Origin of the sequence: Occallatibacter sp. (assembly GCF_035317045.1) — a bacterium.
Classification (GTDB): domain Bacteria; phylum Acidobacteriota; class Terriglobia; order Terriglobales; family Acidobacteriaceae; genus Telmatobacter.
Genome location: NZ_DATHHT010000018.1, coordinates 149,535 through 170,107 on the forward strand (window position 1 = coordinate 149,535; position 20,573 = coordinate 170,107).

The window sequence follows — 20,573 nt, forward strand, 5'->3', positions numbered from 1 at the left end:
CGAAAGTTGAGACGAAAGGGTGGCCGCCACATTGTGTTCTTCATTCTTGACGTCGACCGCTGTCGTGCCGGTTGGTCGTCGGTCCGTAACAGATGACGGCCCCGTACCAGCTGTCGATGCAGTCACGTCAACCTGAGAGTCCTGCGAGTTCCCTTTCCAATTCAGGAACTCCGGTGCGGAGAACCCCGCTTGCGGCATGTCCTTCGTGGACGGCTGAACTCCGAGCTTCGGCGCACTCGGCTGTAAGATCAGGACCTCGGAATTAGGCGCGGTCGCGGTTGTAGTCTGAACGTCCGTATTCTGTCGCGCAGCAGACTGATCACTCCTGCGCGAAGACTTCGGCGGATGAGATGCGAAATCATCTGCGCTCCCTTTTGCCGGAGGGTGATTTGAATCCGCGTAACTTGCATCTTGCAGAGGCGAGATTTGCGGAACAATTCCGAAACGCGGCGCAGTGGAATTCGCAGTCGAGGCGCTTGCAGGGACGAGTGCGCCGGTCACGCACGCGGCTGTATCTTTGAGTGGTCGACCTTCGTCCGCAGCAACCGCAGCGGGCTTTTTGACAGAAATGACGTAGCCGGCCTTCTCAGGCGCACGCAATGCGCCAACGATTGCCGTCTACCCCTGACGAAAGGCGTCATCGGCCACTCGCACTCCTGGATTCGAAGCGATGGTCAAAGATGCAGAATGGCTTTGAAGCTGAAATGCGGGTATTTTGCGATCGAAATCCGGCCCCTGTTTCTGTACGTCTGTTCCGCCTATGTTGCTCGCGCCGCTCATGCCGGTGTCGGAGCAGATGACATGCCAAATCAATTGTCACTTGGTTAGAGGAATGTCAGACTTGGAGCGTGAGGTATTGGCTTTCCGCATCGCTGGCATCCTTTGGGATCGATGCCAATCGTCGAGCTCTGATTGGGTCTTCCGATTTGACTCTGCCCTGGCCTCGACCGACTTCGCGTCCACCAGCGTTTCAACCTGGCGTCGCGCGAGTCGCCTGGCCAACAATTCCAGCCTCTTGTATTCTGCTTTCTTTCTTGCTGCGTCGATCATCTCCGCGAGCATTCGCTGCAGTCGATCGGTCGTCGTCATCTCCTGCAAACCAGCGATCCTGTCCATCAGCTCTCCGGTTTGCGTGCTCGAAGCCACCAGTGCGCGGGCGCGCGTCCTCCGTTCGTGCGCCGTCACGTGGGCCCATTCCAGGCGTTGCAGTTCTGAAATTGCCGTCTCCACCTCTGACTCGCTGCGTTCCTCTTCGGCCTGCCGAATTCCGAGCAAACGGTGCAGGCTTTTGGAAGGGGCCATGGGCTAGATCTCCCCGGCCAATGCCGAGAGCTGAAGCCGGCAATCCGCATAGGCTACACGCTCCGCCGGCGTCTGCATCATGAAGTCTCTCATCGCCGTGCGGGCGCGAAGAGCCCTGTCAAGGTCAGGGTCGGCGCCCGGCTTATAGGCTCCGATTCGCACCAAGTCCTCTGAGCGCGCATAAGCCGCCATCATTCGCCGGAAGAGAGCCGCATGTTCACGGTGGCCCTTCTCCGTGACCGCAGGCATCAACCGGCTGATGGAATCAAGTAGATCGATCGGCGGATACCAGCCCTCTGTAGCTAGCTTTCGCGAGAGAACAACGTGGCCATCCAGCAGCGAGCGCACTGCATCCACCAACGGGTCCTGCTGGTCGTCTCCCTCCATCAGCACAGTGTAAAAGGCGGTGATCGAGCCAGTGCGAAAGTTTCCAGCTCTCTCGACCAGTTTGGCCAGCCTGCTGAACACAGAGGGAGTGTAGCCCTTCGCCGTGGGAGGTTCGCCTGCCGCCAATCCGATTTCACGCGCAGCCATGGCAAAGCGCGTCAAAGAATCCAGTACCAGCAGAACGGCTCTTCCCTTCCCGGCAAGGTATTCTGCCATGGCGGTGGCGGTCATGGCGGCCCGCATGCGCATGAGCGGAGACTGATCAGAGGTGGAAACGATAAGCACAGACCGCGAGAGCCCTTCTCGACCGAGCGTACTCTCGATGAATTCGCGAACCTCGCGGCCGCGTTCGCCCACGAGGCCGACCACCGTGACGTCCGCCTCGGTGTTCCGCGTCATGATGCTGATCAACGTGCTCTTGCCCACGCCCGATCCCCCGAAGATGCCGATACGCTGTCCTCGGCCCACGGTGAGTAACCCATCCACAGCTCTGATTCCTGTTCCGAGGGGACTTTGAATCGGCACGCGATCGAGGGGCGAATGCAAAGGGCCTGCAAGCGCCAGCTTCTCCGTCTTGCCGCGAATATGTCCTCCATCCAAGGGAACGCCCATGCCGTCGAGAATCTGACCGATTACACCGTCCCCGACCGTGATTTCAGGGCCCGCACCAAGGGCATAAATGGCATCTCCAAAGCGAACCCCCTCGGCCGTCTTCAATGGCATTGCAAGGACACTCGATCCTCGAAATCCGATCACTTCGGCGAGGTGTCTTGTACCCAGGCGATCTTCAATCTCGCAGCACTCTCCCACGGCGACCACCGGTCCGATCGACTCGATAGTCTGGCCAAGGGATTCCACGATCTGCCCGCGCCAACGCCAGGGTTGCCGCGATTGCACGCGAGACGCGTAGCGATCCAGAACGCCACTCATACCTGCACCTCCTGTCGATTCGCATCAGGACCGCCGCGAATCCCTTCCTCATTCGCAGGTGCTTCATCTAATAATGCACACTCGATCTGATGAAGCTGGGCAGGTAGACCAAGATCCACCGAGCCCATACCGGTTTCGATGGCGCAGTCACCGGCATGCATGGATTCATCGGGTACCACAGCGGGTTTTACCTTCAGATTCGGGATATGTGCCAACGTCTCGGCCCAAAGGCAAGCATCCATGGCTGGGACACGCAGCCGAACCTCGAGTGTTGCAGCAAGCTGTCCCAGCGCCACGCGCACCGCTCCCACCAGAAACAGAGGGTCTGTCTGAGCTTCGCGGCGAAGAATGCGCGCCGCGATGGCCAGCGCGAGCTTAACAACCTCATGTTCCACGGTCTGCAGGAATCGGTCTCTCTCGATCGCAAACTGGTTGGCCAGATGTGCAGCTTGCTCCGCCCCCTTCTTCTCTGCCTCCCGCAATAACTCGCGCTGCGCCAGCGCCTCTGCCTCGCGACCTTCCCGGCTTCCCTTCTCTCGACCAGCTTCGAAACTTCGCATCGCATGTTCGGCGGTGGCGGGCGATGACTCCATGGACCGCATATCCGGGTTAGCAAGTCCAGCCTTGTCGTCGATGTTGTGGTCTCGCAATTCGGCGCCCACCTCAACCAGTTCGTCCCACAGCACCGGAAGCGGCTTGCTGCTCGCCGGATAATCGAATAGTTCAATTCGCGATGCTGTTCGGCTGCGCACGCTGCCCATTCCCTTCAATCGACTGTCACTCAAGCAAGCATCTCATCGCCGGTCTCGAGCTTGAGAATCACCTTGCCCTCTGATTCCAGGCGTCGCGCAAGGTTCAGAATCTCCTGCTGTGCCTGGGCGACCTCGCGTGATCGCACCGGCCCGAGAACTTCCATATCTTCCTTCAGCATCTCCACGGCGCGCGCACTCATCGCCTTGAAGATTGCGGCACGCAGCTCTTCGTTGGCTCCGCGCAGCGCCATGGCTAACTGCTTCTTGTCGACGCCGGAGACAATCTCGCGGATCGTCGCAGGTGGCACCGTGACGAGGTCTTCAAACGTAAACATCAGGTTGCGGATGCTGAGTGCCAACTCCGGTTGTCCTTCTTCAATGACTTCGAGAATGCGCTTCGACTCCTCCGCATTCAGGCGGTTCATCAGGTCTGCAACGGCCTTGAATCCCGAATAGCTTTTCCGGCCGCTGTCCCCGACGGTTTCGAGGCGCCTATGCAGGATGTGCGCCACCTTTTGCGCCATTTCGGGAGAGAACTGCCGCATCGCGGCCAGGCGCTGGATGGAAATAACCTTGTGCTCTTCGCTCAGGTTGCTCAGCACCAGCGAGGCTCGCTTGGGGTCGAGATGAGCCAGCACCAGTGCGATGGTCTGGGGATGTTCGGCGTCGAGTAATTTGCCGAGTTGTTGGGGGTCGGTGCGCTGCAGCTTGGCGAGGTTGCCTTGTTCGGCCTCCTGCGCGCGGCGCAGTTGCATCATCAAATCGTCCGCGCGCTGCTTCCCAAAGGTCTCTGCAAGTAGGCGACTGGCATAGTCCAAACCTCCATGCACCATGAAGCCCTGGGTCTCCAGCAGTTCCCAGAATTCTTCGAGAATAGCAGCGGTGATTTCCGGAGTAATGCCTCGCAGGTTGGCGAACTCTTCTGTCAGGCGTTCCACATCCGATTCAGGAAGAGTGCGGAGGATCTCCTTGGCAAGCTCCTCTCCCACTGCCATCAGCAGTACTGCGGCTTTGCGCGCCCCGCTCAGACTCGCGGTTTTGCCCTGCCCGGGTCTTGCAAAATCGGCGCCTTCTCCAACCAAGTTTCTCCTCCTTTCCCCATGTTTCCCAATCGCGCTTTGCTCTCTCTTGAATCCCGATCAATCAACCCTGGTAATTCTCCGCGTTTCGGCCTCGGCTATTCCGAATGAATCCAGCTTTGCAAAAGCCGCGAAGTCTGCGCCGGCTCCTGCTTTAGCTGACTGGTAACCTGCTGAAAGATTTCCTGGGCTCTGGCGTGTCCGGGATCGGGTACGGCAACCTCGGGCTGTGGCAATGCGGATCGTCCGGCAGCGACAGCTCCGGGGAGTTCACGAGATACGCTCTTCACTTCGGTTAAGGCCTTTCGCAGGGCCGGGCGTACGCCAAAAACGAGCACAGCCATGAGACCGATCAGCAGGGTCAGGTATTTCACGAGCAGCGGTGAAGCCTCCACTCTTGACATCATCTGCGCAGGCATGGAGGGAGGAGGCTGGGCCCGATTTTCCTCAAAGGCCAAATCCTGCACGGTCACCACGTCGCCTCGGGACGCGTCAAACCCCACTGCGGCCTGCGCCAGCGATGTAAGGTTCCTCAGTTCGTCCTGCGAGCGGCCCTGCCAGCGGGCTGCGGCTCCTTTCCCGGACTCCTGCATCAGCCGGTCATTCACGACGATTGCCGCGGTAAGCCTGTGTACCTTGCCGGGATTTTCAACCAGGTGCCGAACCGACTTGGTGACGCCATACGTACCAGATTCCGTCTTCGACGTCTGAGGCTGCGAAGCCAGCTTCGGATACACCGGAAGCGACTGGGAATTCGGCGCATTCGAAGCGGTTCCCGGAACTCCGGCGGCGACCGGCTGCCCCCCGGTTGTCTGCTCGGTACGTTCCATCGAAAGCGTTGCCGACTGGGTGGGATCGTAGCTCTCCCTCGTTTCCTCGAGCGCATCGGGATCGTAGTCCAATGTCACCGAAGCGCGGACGTTGCCGGATCCCGTCACGGGCTCAAGCGTGGAAATCAATTTCTCTTCCAGGGCCTGCTCCGCACTCAGCTGCAATGCCCCAGGCGTCTTCGGTCCCAGAGGCAGGCGGCCCGAGGAATCGACGAGGACCACATGATCGGCGCCGAGCCCATCCACTGCCGATGCGACCAGGTTGCGAATGGCATCCGCTTCGCCATCGGCGAGCGCTCCATGACGGAGCTTGAGGACCACCGAGGCTTTAGCGGGACGATCCTGCTCGCGAAACAGCGAATCGTGTGCCAGGACGAGATGCACCCGGGCTGACTCGACGTCGGCAAGCGACCCGACCGTGTGCTCAAGTTCCCCTTCGAGCGCCCTTTGATAGTTGACCTGCTCGTCAAATTCAGAACCTACCCAGTTGGGTTTGTCGAACAGCTCGAATCCCATGCGGCCGCTCTTCACGCCCTTCGCCGCAGTGGCCAAACGCGCCTTGTCCAGTTGCGCAGCCGGTACTCGCAACGTCGTGCCATTGTCAGCCACGTCGTAGGGAATCTGTCCCTGGGTCAGCGTCAGTCCAACCTGGCGGGCGTCTTCCGGATCGAGGCCCGCATACAGCGTGCGCCAGTCGGTACGAAGGCCATACCAGAAAAGCCCTCCCAGCAATGCCGCAAGCATGACGCCAGCGGTCATCGCCCAGCGGCGCTGCTGTGGGGACATGGTCGCCCAGCCGACGCGTGCGCGGGTCCAGATCGCCGCAGCACCGGCGGCCATCGGCCCAGCATCGCCGAGGGGTCCCCGTTTCTCCAATTGTGTTCCAGGAGGAGCCATCTTTCCTTTCCCGTTTCCATTGGACGCCGCATTTGCATAGCGCTATCGATTGGGTATGCGCAATATCAGAACTGCATGCTCATTACGGATTGATAGCTCTGGATCGCCTTGTTCCTGACGGCGAGAGCCATTTCGAATGCCATGCTGGCTTTTTCACTCGCGATCATGGCCTGGTGTACGTCGACGCCGGAACCCGCCATCAGTCCGTCGACTGCATGGCGCGCCTGGTCTTCGAGATTGCCGACATTGCTGACCGCATCGGTGAGCAAATCGGCGAAAGGTGACGCTCCCCCAGACGCTACTGCGCCCTGGGTGGGTAACGCAGCATGGGAGCCCGATAACCCCGCGCTTGCGAGGTTGGCGGTCTGAATGGCTGTGATCATTTTTACCTCTTCGTTCCTACGACCTGGCGATATCGAGCGCTGAAGAGATCATGCCCTTCTCTGCTTGTACCGCCGAACTATTGAGCCCATAGGCACGTGTCGCTCCCATCAGATCAACCATCTCTGTGAGCGGGTTAATGTCGGGATAGGACACGTAGCCATCCGGGCCGGCATCCGGATGCTCGGGATCATATCGTTTAAGCGCCGGAGCATTGTCTTCGATCACCTGGGCAATATGCACGCCCCCCGGCGGCTCGGTGGCACTCCTGGGCTGTAGCGTCTTTTCTGCCGCCGCGCCAAACGAACTGACAAAGTTCTCATCCGCTGGGTTGGCGGCAAACACGACATGCTGCCGACGATAAGGACCGCCGGATTCGGTTCGCGTGGTTTCGGCATTGGCCATGTTTGCAGCCACCACTTCAGCGCGCGCTCGCTCGGCCTGCATCGCCGACCCTGAAGTATCCATCAATCCGAACAGGTTCATTGCCGCACCTCGCCCGCTACTTGCCCGTTACTTGTCTGCATGTATGGCGTCCATGACGCGCTGGTTTTCGAGACGCATCAACACGACTCCGGTTTTGAACTTTAGTTGTGCCTCCGCGAGGTTTAGTCCCTCACGATCCATCGAAACGTTGTTGCCATCCGGCCGTGAGATCAGGCCGTCCACTTCCTTCACATGGATTGGCAGGGCCTTCTGCGCATCTACGCTCGCGAGCGCATTGCGTATCTCCGTCTCGAAATCGAACCCCACGGTTCGATAACCCGGTGTATCGATGTTGGCCATGTTGGCGGCGGTCAGTTTGGCTTCGTTCGTTGCCAGGTCCAGATAGCGAGCGAGCTGGTCGCTCAATTGTGTTTCGATATGCATAGGCGACTCCCCTCCGATGTAGTCAGCTCAGTTTGCCTGTCGTTCCTCGGCGCCGCGAATCGTCGGTTCCCCAAAATCAATGTCAGCAGCCTTCAATACCGGTTCCTCGCCCGCAAGAATGGCTGCGCGTTCAAGTACATGTTCCAGTTCGCGCACGTTTCCCGGCCACGAATGCGCCATGAGCTTCGCCATTGCCGCTTCATCCAATCGTTTGACCGGCCGTTCGCGGCCCATTCGCTCCAGGAAGTGATCGACCAGGAGGGGCAGGTCCTCGATATGTTCCGCCAGAGCAGGCGTGTGCACCAGAAAGACCGCCAGCCGGTAGTAGAGGTCGGCGCGAAAACTTCCCGCCTGGGTGTGCTGAGCGAGCGGCTGATGCGTGGCGGCGATGATCCGCACGTCCACTTTTGCGTTCTCGTTGTCCCCGACACGCTGCAACTCCCCGCACTCGACGAAGCGCAGCAGCTTGGCTTGCAGGCCCAGCGGCATTTCTCCGATCTCGTCCAGGAACAGAGTTCCTCCGTCGGCAGCTTCGATGCGTCCTATGCGGCCGTGCACCGCGCCGGTAAACGCCCCGCGCGTGTGGCCGAACAGCTCGGCTTCCAGCAGCGCCTCTGGAATGGCCGCGCAATTGATGGCCACAAACGGCCGGCGACTGCGCGCGGAGAGCTTGTGCAGTGATTCGGCAACCACCTCCTTGCCCGTGCCGCTGGGTCCTTCGATCAATACCGGCGTGGTCCGGGGCGCAACAAGCCGAATGCGTCTGCTGATCTCGAGCATGCAGGGCGAGTTGCCAATCAGGTCCGGAATCCGGGCGCTCTCCGATACCGGCCTCGGCTGCAAACGTCGGTCGGCACCATCCTTTGCACCAGAATCTTTTTGAGAGTTAAGGTTGCCGGAAATTCTGCCGCCTTCCACTGCCGGAGGTCTTTCGAGCAGCCCGCCAGCTCTCAGCGCGGTCCTGTGCGGCTCCAAGTCTGCGATGTCGTCAAGGACAGGAGCGGTATTCCAGGCGGCAGTATCCGTCTCCTGTACGCTCCGAAGAGCATAGAGAATTTCCTGGCGATGGGGTCCGGGCGCACTCTCCAAGGTGGTTACATTGCTTGAGGTCACCACATCCACCTGCGGAAAGGCCGTGCGGAACTCGCGCAGGAATTCGCCGAGATCCAGATCGGGCAGCCATGAGTCCACGATAATCGCCTGCGGAAGCGCATCCATCGCCTCTCCCCAGGCCTCCGCGCCACTCTTTGCTTCGCGCACCCGCCAACGCAAACCTGTCAGTATTGCGCTGAGCCGTTGCCGGAAACTGCCGTCGGCACTCGCCACCAATGCGGTACGGGCTCGCATCCGTGAACTTGCCGGTGAGACTAATGCCGCTGTTGCTGCCATTTCCAATCCCCCTGCGTATGAAGTTTCAATCCGCTACTCATGCTTGTGCCGCTGTCAACTGAGGCACGTCCGCTGCGCCGTAAAACGCTGCGCAGCAAGCGGCACTTTCTGCCTCGAAAGGGATCATGTATCCCTGGCCTCGAACTGTTCGAATCAGAAGTCCCGGCGGAACATCCGCCAGCTTTCGGCGCAGGTAATTCACGTAGACATCGACGATATTGGTCGATTGCGCGGGTTCCATGTTCCAGACACTTTCAAGCAGTTCCACGCGCGATGCACAGCGGCCGCGATGGAGCATCAGGTGCTCAAGAAGCGCGAACTCCTTGTTCGTGAGATTCAGGAGCCTTCCGGCACGGCGCACGGAGTGATCCAGGCGGCTAATCTCAAGATCGCCCGCGCGCAATTCAATCTGTCCTTCCCGCTTGCGGCGCAGCAGCGCCCGGCAGCGCGCACGCAATTCAGAAAGGCTGAACGGTTTCGTCATCAGGTCATCTGCTCCGCCGTCGAGACAGCGGACGCGCGTATCTATTTCATGGCGCGCTGTGAGCACAAGCACGGGTAAGTCCACATTTAGTTGGCGGATCTCAGCGAGGACAGTTTCCCCATCCTTGACAGGCAAATTCAGATCGAGAATGGTCAGGTCGGGCGATTCGTCGCGGAAGGCCGTGACAGCTGTGGCGCCGTCGTGAACGATGTGCACGTGATGGCCTTCGCTTTCGAGTCCTCGACACAGAAACAGACTCAGCGCTTCGTCATCCTCGGCGATCAACAGCCTCATTTTCTCTTCTCCCGGCTCTGTACATTCGTCCCGCCGAGTGACTTAGAAGGTGCTAACCTGCGGAACATCTCTACCTTCTCGCGAAGTGAGAGAGAACTCAAGATTCGGATGAGAGAAGAATCGGGAGGGTTTTCAGAATGGAGGAGGAGGTTGGGAAATTCCCGGGACAGGATTGCAAACGTTGACTTGTGATGGCGGGTACAATGCGCCTGCCATTCGACCGCGAAGCAATTCAACCTCGGGATCCGCACAACGTCGATGAGTCTTGCTCAGGCGGTTCTTCGTTGCTCAGCCGGTTCGCGCCCGATACACAGCGCGGCATCCGCACGCTCCAGAATTCCTTGCACTGTGTCGCCTTTCCGATATTCTGTACAACCAATCGAAGCATCCAGTCGGACGCTTGCATGCCCAGGCCTCCCCGGAATCAGATATGGCCTGCCTATCCACCCCCGCAAACGTTCAGCTTGCGCGTTGGCAGTGCTTGCCGCGCCGTCAAGAACGACGAGGAACGTGACGCCGGTCCAGCGGGCTACAAGGCTTGACAAGCGGCAGGATGAGCGCAACTCCCTTGCGAATTCCTTCAGTAGCAGGTCGCCGACCATGCGTCCGAATTCAGCGTTCACGCGTCGGAATTCCTTGATATCGATCATCAGAACGCTGAAGGAAGATCCCGCTTCGATGCGCCGCTGCATTCTGGCTTCGATCCAGAGCCTGCTACCGAGTCCTGTCAGCGCATCGCACGAAGCGAGGTGATTGGCTTTTTCAAGTTTTGCCTGGTAGGTCAAGACCTCCGCGCGCAGATGATCGATCACTGACTTGTTCTCGGCCGACATTTGGGCGACAGAGCTCGTCAATTGACGAGCGCTCTCTTCGAGCGATACGCGCATCTTCGAGATGTCGTCGAAGCTGGCGATCGATTTCAACTGAGCGGTGACGGAATCGAGTTGGTGCGCATAGCGATCGTCTTTGTGACCCAAGGACTCGGCGGTTCGCGCCATCACCAGCAACAGGTCTTTTACTTCGCCTGCCTTGTCGAGGTAATGCCGGGCAGTCTTCTTACCCCAGTCCTGCAGCAGATCATCGACAGTACACCTGGTTCGTGCAATTCCGGGCACGTCCGAATGTTCCCCCAACTCTTCGTCGATCCGGATGAGGCTCGACTTGAGTTCTGTACTGAGGTCTGGGCAAACGCTTTCGCCGCACTCTCCAATGTCCGCGAGAAGGCCGCGATAAGCGGAAAGGAGAATCGAGAATGGCTCCAACACGGACTCAATCTCCGCGCTGCGACCCCGAACCGGGTCCGAATCGAGGTATTTCTTCAGCGAAATCACCAGGTAGCCCCCATGCACACCCGTTGGTTGGCAAATCTGCGAAGGATTGCGTTACTGTCTTCATCGGCAGGGGCAAGGAGCTTCTTGAGATTAGGAGGAAAGAAGTCAAATCACCCTCAGCCCACTACGCCAGTTCGAAAGCCAGAAATCTGACTTTTCGTGGCACAGAAGACACCGTGGGGAATAGAAGACAAAAACTTTCCTTGCAATTCGCTTTTTCTTCGCTATAATCCGCCCATGGCTGTCACTCGAAGGCAAAAAGAGATCATCGATTTTCTCGAATCGTTCGTGTCCCGTAACGGCTATTCCCCTTCCTTTGAGGAAATTGCACGGGGAATGAACTTGAAGAGCCTGGCCACCGTGCATAAACACGTGACGAATTTAGAGAAGAAGGGACTGCTGGACCGCGTCCACAATCGCAGCCGCTCCATCGATCTGCTGCCGCCTGGCGCGCGCAATCGAACCAGCGACCGTCTTCCTCTCGCCGGCCGCATCGCCGCCGGGTTGCCGGTGGAGACGTCTGAGAATCCTGAGACCATCTCGCTTCACGACGTCGTCGGCAATCGCGATGTTTTTGCGCTCGAAGTTCGTGGGGATTCGATGCGCGATGAGCACATCATCAATGGAGACTACGTCCTCGTGGAGCGGACGCGCACGGCGCGGCAGGGGGAGATCGTCGTTGCGCTGGTCCACGGCTCAGAGACAACCCTCAAGCGCTTCTACGCCGAAGGGCAGATGGTTCGACTGCAGCCCGCAAACGTGGAAATGGACCCGATCTATGTACCGGCCGCACATGTCGCTATCCAGGGCCGGGTACTCGGGGTTTTGCGCAAATACCGTTGAAAATTCTGCTGTCCAAACGAGAAAAGCCCGGCGAATTGCCGGGCTTTTTCATGAATCAGGCGCCAACTACGCGAGAAGGCTCTGCAGCCAAAAGGCGCTGAATTTTCTCTTCGATCACGTTTTGTGGTGCGTACCCCACAACCTGGTCGGCCACTTTGCCGCCCTTGAAGAACAAAAGTGCCGGAATTCCCCGAATTCCATAGCGCGAGGGCGTCGCTGCATTGCGGTCCACATCCACTTTTGCCACCTTCAACTTGCCGGCGTAGGCCTGCGCAACGCCATCCACGATGGGCGCGATCGCGCGGCATGGGCCGCACCAGACCGCCCAGAAATCAACCAGCACGGGTTGCTCGCTCTGGAGCACTTCCTGCTCGAATGTTGCATCACTTACTTCTAAAACACCCACACCTGCCATGTTTCTCCTTGTCCTGCCCCGCTATCTCTATAGATTAACCTCTATAGATTAACGGAAACTGCGCCTCTATAAGATGCTCCAGGGGGTTATAAAGTCGCAATCCGACCCAAAGCGGCCAACCGGCGAACGGACCCCGAAGCAGCTACCCCTCGCAAAAGTCTCTGTCATTGGGCTGACGAGGCCAATCGTTTTATCTCAAATCAAAATAGAAGCGCCCGGATCCGTTGTCGGACCACGGGCGCTAGAGCAGCCCTCCCCCAGAACTGCCCACGGTGCGAATTTAGGTGGTCTGGAGTTCAATATCAAGGAAACTTAGGTAATCGGTTAGGTAATCTAAATTCGGTGATTTACCTCACAGTTATCTCTTAACCGCAAGGGTTACTGCTCAGTGAACAAGCTGCAGGCTTGTAACCGCGAGGAAATCACGGTTCAAGATTGAGTGAATGTCTCGCGCCCGAGGCATCAAAACAGCAAGCCAGAAGCCTCGGCTCGGCGAGTCTCCCAATCGCGCGCAAGATCGACTCCGACGCTGCAGCGAGCTGCGCATCGCACTCGACAATCACCAGAACCGACGGGCCTGCGCCGCTCAAGCCGACCCCGAGAATTCCGTTCATCCCGGCCAGCGGGAGGAGCCTTGGCAGCATCGGACACATTTCAGCTCGATATGGCTGATGAATCCGATCCTGCATTGCCACGCGCAGCAGGTCTCCTCGCTGCTGTGCAAACGCCAGTCCCAGCATCGAAACGGCTTGGATGTTCGCCACAACGTCCGCGCTCGGATAACTCGCCGGAAGCACAGCCCGGGCTTTGCTGGTCGCAAGCGAGTCCTGCGGAAGCACGACAATGGCGCGCCAGGCAGCGGGCGGTTCGACGCGGGCGACATGGACCGCTCTGCCCTCATTCGCGGCTGCTACAAATCCGCCGAGCCAGCACGCAGCGGCGTTATCCGGATGCCCTTCCAGCGCGCATACTTCTTCCAGAATCTGTTCGTCGCACCAGCCAAGCCCGCCGAAGTGTGCGGCGAGAGCGACTGCGGCAAGCCTGCCGGCAGCCGAGGAACCGCATCCCATTCCCAGCGGGATCTCATTGTGCATTCGGATCGCGAGCGGCGTCGCGGGCTTTGCGTTTGATTCAAGAATGCGCTTGTAAATTCCAAGGATGAGGTTGTTCTCGAGCCGGGAGCATTGATTGCTATCCAGGCCGCTCGCCTCAATTGAGAATTTCTCCGCTTCCTCTGCTTGAATCTGAAGAGCGAAATTCAATGCAACCGCCGCTGCATCAAATCCCGAGCCGAGATTGGCCGATGTCGCCGGCAGCCGCATTCTGAAGGTTTTTGTGCTGCCGGTCATCCAGCTAATCCCTTCAGCGTTGCGAGCACGGCAGACGGTGTGGCATCGACGACCACCGCATCGCGCTGTAACTGTGCGATCTCCGGCTGAAGACCCGCGACCTCCTGCTCGTCAAGCAAGGTTCCACGATGAAAGTTGATGGTGTAATCCGCATCTTTCAACGTGTGCCCGGTAAGCAGGAGAACGACAGTGTCGCTGGCGGCGACCTTGCCCTCGGCGCGCAGCTTCTTAAGCCCAGCCAGCGTCACGGCCGAGGCCGGTTCACAGCCCAGACCTTCAGTTCCGAGTTCGGCTTTGGCAACAGCTATTTCTGCTTCGCTCACATCGAGGCACCACCCACCCGTGTCCTTGATGACACGCGCGGCTTTGCGCCACGACGCGGGATTTCCGATACGAATGGCCGTTGCGCGCGTATGTGCTTCCACCGGCTCCATGCGCTCGCCATTGTTTGCAGCGAAGCTTCGGGCAAGCGGATTGGCACCTTCCGCCTGAACTACGGAGATGCGCGGAATGCGCGCGACCAAGCCAAGCTCATGCAGTTCCCTGAACCCTTTACCGAGTGCCGAGCTGTTAGCCAGATTTCCGCCGGGTACGATGAGGTGATCGGGCACGGTCCAGTCGAAGGCTTCGGCAATTTCGAATGCCGGCGTCTTTTGTCCCTCGAGACGATAGGGGTTTACCGAGTTCAGCAGGTAGATCGGAGCTTCCTTCACGATCTGCGTGAGGACCCTCATACATCCATCAAAGTCCGACTTGAGCTGGCAGGTGATTGCGCCGTAATCCATGGCCTGCGAAAGCTTGCCCCAGGCAATCTTGCCCTCGGGAATCAATACCAGGCTTCGTAGCCCTGCGCGTGCCGCATAGGCTGCCATGGCCGCAGAAGTATTTCCCGTCGATGCGCACGCCACCCACGTGAATCCGCGCTCGCGGGCGACGCTCAAGGCTGCGGTCATGCCGGTATCTTTGAAAGATCCTGTCGGGTTCATGCCCTGATGCTTGGCAAAAAGCTGGTCGATCCCCAGCGCACTGGCTGCGCGTTTCAACTTATAGAGCGGGGTGTTGCCTTCGTGCAGACTGACTGCGTTGCCGAAGTTGTCGAGGATCGGCAGCAGTTCGCGAAACCGCCAGACGCCACTCTGGTCGAGCGCTTCGCTGGAGCAGCGCCGCTCGCGCCAAAGCCACTTCAACGCTCCGGGATTAGGTCTGTCGTGCCCTTGCCGATGGCCCCAGCCTGCGTACTCCACTTCAAACAGATCGCCGCACTCCGCGCACCGGAAGTCGGGTCGAGCCTCCGGGCCGGCGATGCGCACGCCGCATCCGAAGCACCGTAATGTGTGCAGATTGTCGTTCATGCCTTGGTGTTAGCGTAACAGAGCTTCGGCTGACGCTCGCCGCGCACGCCCTGCTGTTCATTGCGGCATCCTGCATGGCGAGAAGATGCGAAAAATTAGGACTTATCAAAGCCCAGCATCATGGGTTCCATCTGGAGTTGAATTCCAAATTGCCTCTCGACGGCATCTCGGATCTTATCGGCCAGCGACAGGATCGCTGCCGCGGTCGCTCCGCCGCGATTCACCAGCGCGAGCGTATGTTTGCTTGAGATTCCTGCAGCGCCGAGCGTATACCCCTTTGTAAATCCGGCTTTCTCGATCAGCCACGCGGCCGGCAATTTCACCGCACTCTCCCTGCCCGGCCCGGCGGGAAAGCGCGGAGGTTCTTCACCGACCACCGCCGCCACCGCAGCCGCGCCCTCCGCATTTACAATCGGGTTCTTAAAAAAGCTGCCGGCACTGCGGCTGTCCGGATCACCTTCGACGATGAGCATCCCTTTGGACCGGCGGATTGAGCGGACTGTCTCGGCAACTTCGCGCAACCCGGGCGTGGTGTTGGTCGCGAATTCCTTTTGCAGATCCGCATATTTCAGCATGGCGTTGCCGTGAAGGTTCAGCCGATAGTCGACGCGCGATACCGCATACCGTCCGCGATCCGTTGTATTGAAGCGGCTGTGTCGATAGGCGAAAGCGCAGTCGGTGGCGGTGAACTCTACAAAGGTCTGCTCGTGCAAGTCGAAGGCCCGCACACGATCGATCACTCTGGAGACTTCTTGCCCGTAGGCTCCAACGTTTTGCACCGGCGTTCCGCCTGTTGTGCCGGGAATGCCAGCCAGGCACTCAAGACCGGCGCAATCTTCCTCAACGGTTCGCTGCACAAACTGGTCCCAGTCTTCTCCGGCCGCGACCCTGTAAACCCGCTCATTGAAACCCGCAACTCCCGCTTGAGCATGAATCCCTTTGAGCGCAATGTGTAGCACCAAGCCGTCGAATCCTGCATCGGCTACAACAAGGTTGCTGCCGCCGCCGAGCACAAAAAGAGGTACGCTTTCTCCGCGCGCCCATGCCGCCGCATCGGCGATATCGGCTTCGGTTCCTGCGGAGACATACCACCGCGCCGGTCCGCCGATGCCCAAGGTCGTGAGCGGCGCAAGCTCCTTGTTCTCTTCAATGAGCATCGAAGCAAGGCTACACCAATGCGCACATCCCAGGGCTCGACTACGGTCTTCTGTAGAATAGAAACAGGCAATCGGCCACAAGCCGCAAGATCCCCTTGCCGGAGGTTACATGTACCCAGAAATTATGGTCATCCCCATGCGCGAAGAACTCAGCCGCGCCGGAATCAATGAAACCCGTACCGCTGAGGACGTGGACGCCGCTCTTGCGCAGCCCGGAACAACGCTGCTGGTCGTGAACTCAATCTGCGGATGCGCCGCAGGCAAAATGCGTCCCGGTGTCCGGCTGGCGCTTTCGAACACAGCAAATGCGCCGGATCACAAGATCACCGTCTTCGCCGGTCAGGACCGCGAAGCTACAGAAAAGGCGCGCAGCTACTTCGAAGGCCATCCGCCGACCTCGCCGGCCATTGCGATTCTGCGCGACGGCAAGCTGGTTTACCTGATGCAGCGCTTTGTGATCGAGCAGGCCACGGCGCAGCAGATTGCCGGCGAACTCGTTCGCGCCTTCGACGAGTTCTGCGCCAAGACTTCGGCATAGCGAACGATTCTCTTCCCAAACAGAACGGCCTCCTGCAAAGGAGGCCGTTGCTATTTGCAGAGGATTGGAACTCAGTCTCCGTCCACAGCCCGCGAAACCGGCATCTGCTGCACCTTGCTGTGTTTCAGCGAATATCCGAAGTAGATAATCAGTCCGATAACTAGCCAGCCGATCATGACTTCCCATGTGAAGAGCATCAAGCGCGTCATCAGGTAAACCGCGGAGAGAATACCCAGAATCGGCACAAGTGGCACAAAAGGCGTCTTGAATGGACGTTCCATATGCGGATGGCGCACCCGCAACACCCAGACGCCGGCCGACACAATGGTGAAAGCGAGCAGCGTGCCGATGTTGACGAGTTCAGAGAGAACATCGATGTTGAAGAACGCCGGCATTAGGGCTGCGAACGAGCCAAACACAATGGTAGTAATCCACGGCGTGCGGAATTTTGGATGCACGGCTGAAGCCCACTTCGGCAACAGTCCGTCTTTTGACATCGAGTAGAACACCCGCGTCTGGCCGAGCAACATGACCAACATGACCGTAGCGAGCCCGAACACCGCGCCGATCTTCACCAGCAGCGATCCCCAGCCAACCCCGGTCGCATCAATCGCCAGCGCAACAGGCGCCGACACGTTCAGCGTCTTGTAGCTCACGAGCCCGGTCAGTACAAGCGACACCAGGATGTAAAGGATCGTACAGACCACCAGGGATCCAAGAATGCCGATCGGCATATCGCGCTTGGGATTCTTTGCTTCCTGCGCCGCAGTCGAGACCGCGTCGAAACCGATGTACGCGAAAAAGATCGATGCCGCTGCCTTTGGAATTCCACCCCAGCCGAAGTTTCCATTCTGGTCTTGTGGAGGCACAAACGGATGCCAGTTCATCTTCGCGACTTCAGGATGCTTGAACAGAAACCAGCCGCCAATCACCAGGAAGATACACACAATCGTAACCTTGATGATTACGACGGCGGAGTTGAAGTTGGCTGACTCCTTGATGCCGATCACCAGAATCGCAGTGATAACCATGACAATGCCAACGGCAATCAGGTTGACGACTCCCGTCGCGTGCGGCAGGCCTGCATCGCTCACGCCCGGAGGCAGCGACATCAACTGCAGCCATTGATCATGATAGAAAACGAGCGTCGTGCCCGGGGTAGCTGTAATTTGCGGAGGAAGATAGATATGGAATTGCTGCAGGAGGCTGTTGAAGTAGCCCGCCCAGCCCGACGCCACGGTAGATGCGCCGAAGGCGTACTCCAGGCAAAGGTCCCAGCCAATAATCCATGCCACCAGTTCACCGAGCGTTGCATAGCCGTAGGTGTAAGCCGAACCAGCAATCGGAATGATCGAAGCGAATTCCGCGTAGCACAGACCTGCAAACGCGCAGGTCAATCCGGCCACTACAAAGCTCAGTGCCACGGCAGGACCTGCGCGCAGAGCTGCGGCCTGGCCGGTGAGCGTAAAGATGCCCGCGCCAATGACTGCTCCAATGCCGAGCGTGACAAGATTGAGCGCGCCCAGCGAGCGCTTGAGTGTGTGTTCGCCCTGTTCCGCGGCCTCTTGGGTCAGCATCGACATCGGTTTGATTCGTAGCAATTTGGACATGAGTGAGGGACATCCTCCACAAAGGCTTTAGGTACGGTTTGCTATTCCTGCGTTCGAGGTTGCGAACGCCGCGACCAGAAAAGATACACCGGGATTCCCAGGAGAACAAGAACCAGGCCCGGCCATGTGTATTGGGGCTTGTAACGCAATAGTACGATACAAATCCAGGAAGCCATGACGATGTACAGCGCGGGCAGAACCGGGTAGCCGAGCGCCTTGTAGGGACGGTTGGTATTCGGCTGCTTCACGCGCAGAACGAATAGCCCGAGAATCGTAAGGATGTAGAACACCAGCACGGCGAAGATGATGTAGTCGAGCAACTGGCTGTAGGAGCCCGACACGCAGAGCAGCGCCGTCCAGCAGGCCTGCACAAAAAGCCCTGCCGACGGTGTCTTGTATTTCTCGCTCAATTTGCCGACGGATTTGAAGAAGAGGCCGTCCTGGCTCATCGCGTAGTAGACGCGCGCGCCCGCCAACGACAGGCCGTTGGCACATCCAAATGTAGAAACCAGGATCGCCGCGGCCATCAGGTACGCGCCGCCGGAGTGAAATATCACTTCCAGCGCTGCCGTTCCCACACGATCTTCCGAGGCAAATTGCATGCCGCGCGCCAATGCTGTCGCACCGTGCGGATCGCCGTGCATTGGAAGCACCATCAGGTATCCGAGGGTGGCGAGGAAGTAGACCGTGACCACGAAGCCGGTGCCCATAATGAGCGAGAGCGGAATGTTGCGGCGCGGGTTCTTCACTTCCCCTGCAGTAAAGGTGATGTTGTTCCAGGCATCGGCAGAGAAAAGCGAACCCACCTGCACCACGGCGAGGATCACAAGCAGATTTACAAAAACGATTGGCCCGCCGATTCCAACCTGCACGGGATGCATCGCGCCCCATCCAGCATTCTTCCAGAATTCGCCCAGGCCATCGCCGAAGTTCGCGGCCATCGCGGTCGCATTGCGCCCCACAGTGAGAGTGAGCAGCACTAATGCCGCGAGCGACAGCGCTTTGGCAGACGTGAACACATTCTGGATCAGCGCGCCCAGTTTCAGGCCAAACATGTTCACGAAGGCCAGGAAGAACACGATGACGATACCGGTGAGGTTGGCAGTGTTGACACCTATTTCCATATTTCCCAAAACCATCGGTCCGATTTTGATAGGCGGAACATGGGCGATATGCCACAGCCAATGCGTGGTTGAAATTGAGGGGAAAAAAACTCCGAGAAATTTGCCGAAAGCCACGCAAACTGCGGCAATAGTCCCGGTCTGAATCACGAGAAACAACGTCCAGCCGTAAAGAAATCCCCACAGTGGCCCGAGCGACTCGCGCAGATAGACGTACTGGCCGCCGGCCTTGGGCATCATGGCGGCAAGTTCTCCGTAGCTCAGAGCGCCGATAACCGTCAGGATTCCGGTAACGACCCAGGCGCCAAGGACGAGCGCGGGTGAGTTAGCGGTGCGCGCGATTTCTGCATCCACAAGAAAAATGCCGGACCCGATCATGGAGCCGGCAACGAGCGCGGTTGAGCTGAACAATCCCAGCGTCTGCACCATTTTGGGCGCTACGGGGATTGCTGCGGCTGAGACATCAGAAGTGAGTTTGGGAGTTGCCACTGGGCTTGTTTTATCTGAATTTAAAGCAATTGTCTCGCGTAATTTTTGGGCGAATCAGCGCCCGTCCCGCGTACCCGTTTCATCCGAGCAGTTCAATCCACCGTTGGAACTCCGTCGCCGGCTCTTGCGCGCGAAAGATCGCTTCCGCTACGGCAACCATGTTTGCACCCGCGTTGAGCACAGCCTTTGCGGTTTCGAGCGTGATTCCGGCAGCGGCGCTTAGAATGACATCGGGGCCGGCTTGTTCGCGCAGCCGCCGGACGCCCTCGACGCCGATGGGCGCCTTCTCTGTCTTCTTCGTCCTCGTTGCAAAAACCGGGCCGACCGCGAAATAATCCGCAGGCTCCTTCAGAATCCCGGGCAGCAGCGAGTCACTTCCGCCAAAGGTGCCTATGATTCTGTCGGGTCCGAGCAGCCGGCGAGCCTCGGCAGGCGTCCGATCTCCGTCATCTACATGCACGCCGTCAAATCCAGTTGCATCAATCAGATCAACCCTGTCATCGAGAATCAACTTTACCTCTCCGGGAGGCAGCGCTGCGCGCAAAATCCTGGCGTCGGCGAGAATCACCTCGTCTGCGCCGTTTTTGTTCCGGTATTCGAGCAGCGTCACGCCGGCACGAGTCAGCGAAGATCCAAGTTCGTGGAGGAACTCGTCCCGCCGCGCCGATGGAATGATCGACGAATCCAGAATCGGATACACCTTCGGAAAGGAAAACTCCATGAACCAAGGATAAAGCCGCCAAGCGGATGCCTGCCCTGCGTGCAAAAAGGCC

At 58.7% G+C, this 20,573-nt stretch carries 20 protein-coding genes; 2 read left to right on the forward strand and 18 right to left on the reverse strand.

Annotated elements, in window-relative coordinates; genetic code table 11:
* Positions 1-816 precede the first annotated feature (816 nt).
* From VK574_RS07855 to VK574_RS07905, 11 genes are all read right to left on the reverse strand, one after another.
* The gene (locus tag VK574_RS07855; protein ID WP_472799281.1) at positions 817-1,302 is read right to left on the reverse strand and encodes a hypothetical protein; all 486 of its coding nucleotides are present in this window, start codon (positions 1,300-1,302) and stop codon (positions 817-819) included.
* A gap of 3 nt (positions 1,303-1,305) precedes the next feature.
* Positions 1,306-2,619 (reverse strand): FliI/YscN family ATPase, encoded by a 1,314-nt coding sequence (locus VK574_RS07860; RefSeq protein ID WP_472799282.1) that lies wholly within the window; start codon positions 2,617-2,619, stop codon positions 1,306-1,308.
* Positions 2,616-3,404 carry a FliH/SctL family protein gene (locus VK574_RS07865; protein ID WP_472799283.1) on the reverse strand — a complete coding sequence of 263 codons (789 nt, stop codon included), beginning with the start codon at positions 3,402-3,404 and terminating at the stop codon, positions 2,616-2,618. The genes VK574_RS07860 and VK574_RS07865 overlap by 4 nt, the downstream gene beginning before the upstream one ends.
* The gene (gene fliG / locus VK574_RS07870; protein WP_472799284.1) at positions 3,401-4,453 is read right to left on the reverse strand and encodes a flagellar motor switch protein FliG; all 1,053 of its coding nucleotides are present in this window, start codon (positions 4,451-4,453) and stop codon (positions 3,401-3,403) included. Before fliG ends, VK574_RS07865 begins: the two co-directional genes overlap by 4 nt.
* Positions 4,454-4,548: 95 nt before the next feature.
* Positions 4,549-6,177 carry a flagellar basal-body MS-ring/collar protein FliF gene (fliF, locus tag VK574_RS07875; RefSeq protein WP_472799285.1) on the reverse strand — a complete coding sequence of 543 codons (1,629 nt, stop codon included), beginning with the start codon at positions 6,175-6,177 and terminating at the stop codon, positions 4,549-4,551.
* Positions 6,178-6,242: 65 nt separating this feature from the next.
* Positions 6,243-6,560, reverse strand: coding sequence for a flagellar hook-basal body complex protein FliE (gene fliE, locus VK574_RS07880; RefSeq protein WP_472799286.1), 318 nt, complete (start codon positions 6,558-6,560; stop codon positions 6,243-6,245).
* Positions 6,561-6,576: 16 nt separating this feature from the next.
* Positions 6,577-7,044, reverse strand: a complete 468-nt coding sequence (gene flgC, locus VK574_RS07885; protein WP_472799287.1) for a flagellar basal body rod protein FlgC — start codon at positions 7,042-7,044, stop codon at positions 6,577-6,579.
* A 27-nt stretch (positions 7,045-7,071) separates the two neighbouring features.
* Positions 7,072-7,428, reverse strand: a complete 357-nt coding sequence (locus VK574_RS07890) for a flagellar basal body rod protein FlgB (protein ID WP_472799288.1) — start codon at positions 7,426-7,428, stop codon at positions 7,072-7,074.
* Between the two features lie 27 nt (positions 7,429-7,455).
* Positions 7,456-8,775 carry a sigma-54 dependent transcriptional regulator gene (locus tag VK574_RS07895; RefSeq protein WP_472799289.1) on the reverse strand — a complete coding sequence of 440 codons (1,320 nt, stop codon included), beginning with the start codon at positions 8,773-8,775 and terminating at the stop codon, positions 7,456-7,458.
* Positions 8,776-8,854: 79 nt separating this feature from the next.
* Positions 8,855-9,595, reverse strand: a complete 741-nt coding sequence (locus tag VK574_RS07900) for a response regulator transcription factor (RefSeq protein ID WP_472799290.1) — start codon at positions 9,593-9,595, stop codon at positions 8,855-8,857.
* Positions 9,596-9,864: 269 nt separating this feature from the next.
* Positions 9,865-10,860, reverse strand: a complete 996-nt coding sequence (locus VK574_RS07905; protein WP_472799291.1) for a GGDEF domain-containing protein — start codon at positions 10,858-10,860, stop codon at positions 9,865-9,867.
* Between the two features lie 303 nt (positions 10,861-11,163).
* On the opposite strand from VK574_RS07905, the gene lexA reads away from it, so the two are divergent.
* Positions 11,164-11,769 (forward strand): transcriptional repressor LexA, encoded by a 606-nt coding sequence (lexA, locus tag VK574_RS07910; protein WP_472799292.1) that lies wholly within the window; start codon positions 11,164-11,166, stop codon positions 11,767-11,769.
* Between the two features lie 55 nt (positions 11,770-11,824).
* Here the strand turns inward: lexA and trxA are convergent, their stop codons facing one another.
* From trxA to VK574_RS07930, 4 genes are all read right to left on the reverse strand, one after another.
* A complete protein-coding gene (gene trxA, locus VK574_RS07915; RefSeq protein WP_472799293.1) occupies positions 11,825-12,184 on the reverse strand; it encodes a thioredoxin in 360 nt (119 codons plus the stop codon).
* 422 nt (positions 12,185-12,606) lie between these two features.
* Complete coding sequence (gene thrB / locus VK574_RS07920) at positions 12,607-13,533, reverse strand: homoserine kinase (RefSeq protein WP_472799294.1); 927 nt, start codon at positions 13,531-13,533, stop codon at positions 12,607-12,609.
* Positions 13,530-14,885: a threonine synthase gene (thrC, locus tag VK574_RS07925; protein WP_472799295.1), complete on the reverse strand. Its 1,356-nt coding sequence runs from the start codon at positions 14,883-14,885 to the stop codon at positions 13,530-13,532. Before thrC ends, thrB begins: the two co-directional genes overlap by 4 nt.
* A gap of 95 nt (positions 14,886-14,980) precedes the next feature.
* Positions 14,981-16,042, reverse strand: coding sequence for a UDP-N-acetylmuramate dehydrogenase (locus VK574_RS07930; RefSeq protein WP_472799296.1), 1,062 nt, complete (start codon positions 16,040-16,042; stop codon positions 14,981-14,983).
* A 109-nt stretch (positions 16,043-16,151) separates the two neighbouring features.
* Between VK574_RS07930 and VK574_RS07935 the strand changes: the two genes are divergently transcribed.
* Positions 16,152-16,580, forward strand: a complete 429-nt coding sequence (locus VK574_RS07935) for a BrxA/BrxB family bacilliredoxin (RefSeq protein WP_472799297.1) — start codon at positions 16,152-16,154, stop codon at positions 16,578-16,580.
* 71 nt (positions 16,581-16,651) lie between these two features.
* Here VK574_RS07935 and VK574_RS07940 read toward each other — a convergent pair whose 3' ends face one another.
* The 3 genes from VK574_RS07940 to VK574_RS07950 all read right to left on the reverse strand — a co-directional run bounded on the left by VK574_RS07940 (position 16,652) and on the right by VK574_RS07950 (position 20,521).
* A complete protein-coding gene (locus tag VK574_RS07940; protein ID WP_472799298.1) occupies positions 16,652-18,190 on the reverse strand; it encodes an amino acid permease in 1,539 nt (512 codons plus the stop codon).
* A gap of 41 nt (positions 18,191-18,231) precedes the next feature.
* Complete coding sequence (locus tag VK574_RS07945) at positions 18,232-19,800, reverse strand: APC family permease (RefSeq protein WP_472799299.1); 1,569 nt, start codon at positions 19,798-19,800, stop codon at positions 18,232-18,234.
* A gap of 79 nt (positions 19,801-19,879) precedes the next feature.
* Positions 19,880-20,521 carry a thiamine phosphate synthase gene (locus VK574_RS07950; RefSeq protein ID WP_472799300.1) on the reverse strand — a complete coding sequence of 214 codons (642 nt, stop codon included), beginning with the start codon at positions 20,519-20,521 and terminating at the stop codon, positions 19,880-19,882.
* Between the last annotated feature and the right edge of the window lie 52 nt (positions 20,522-20,573).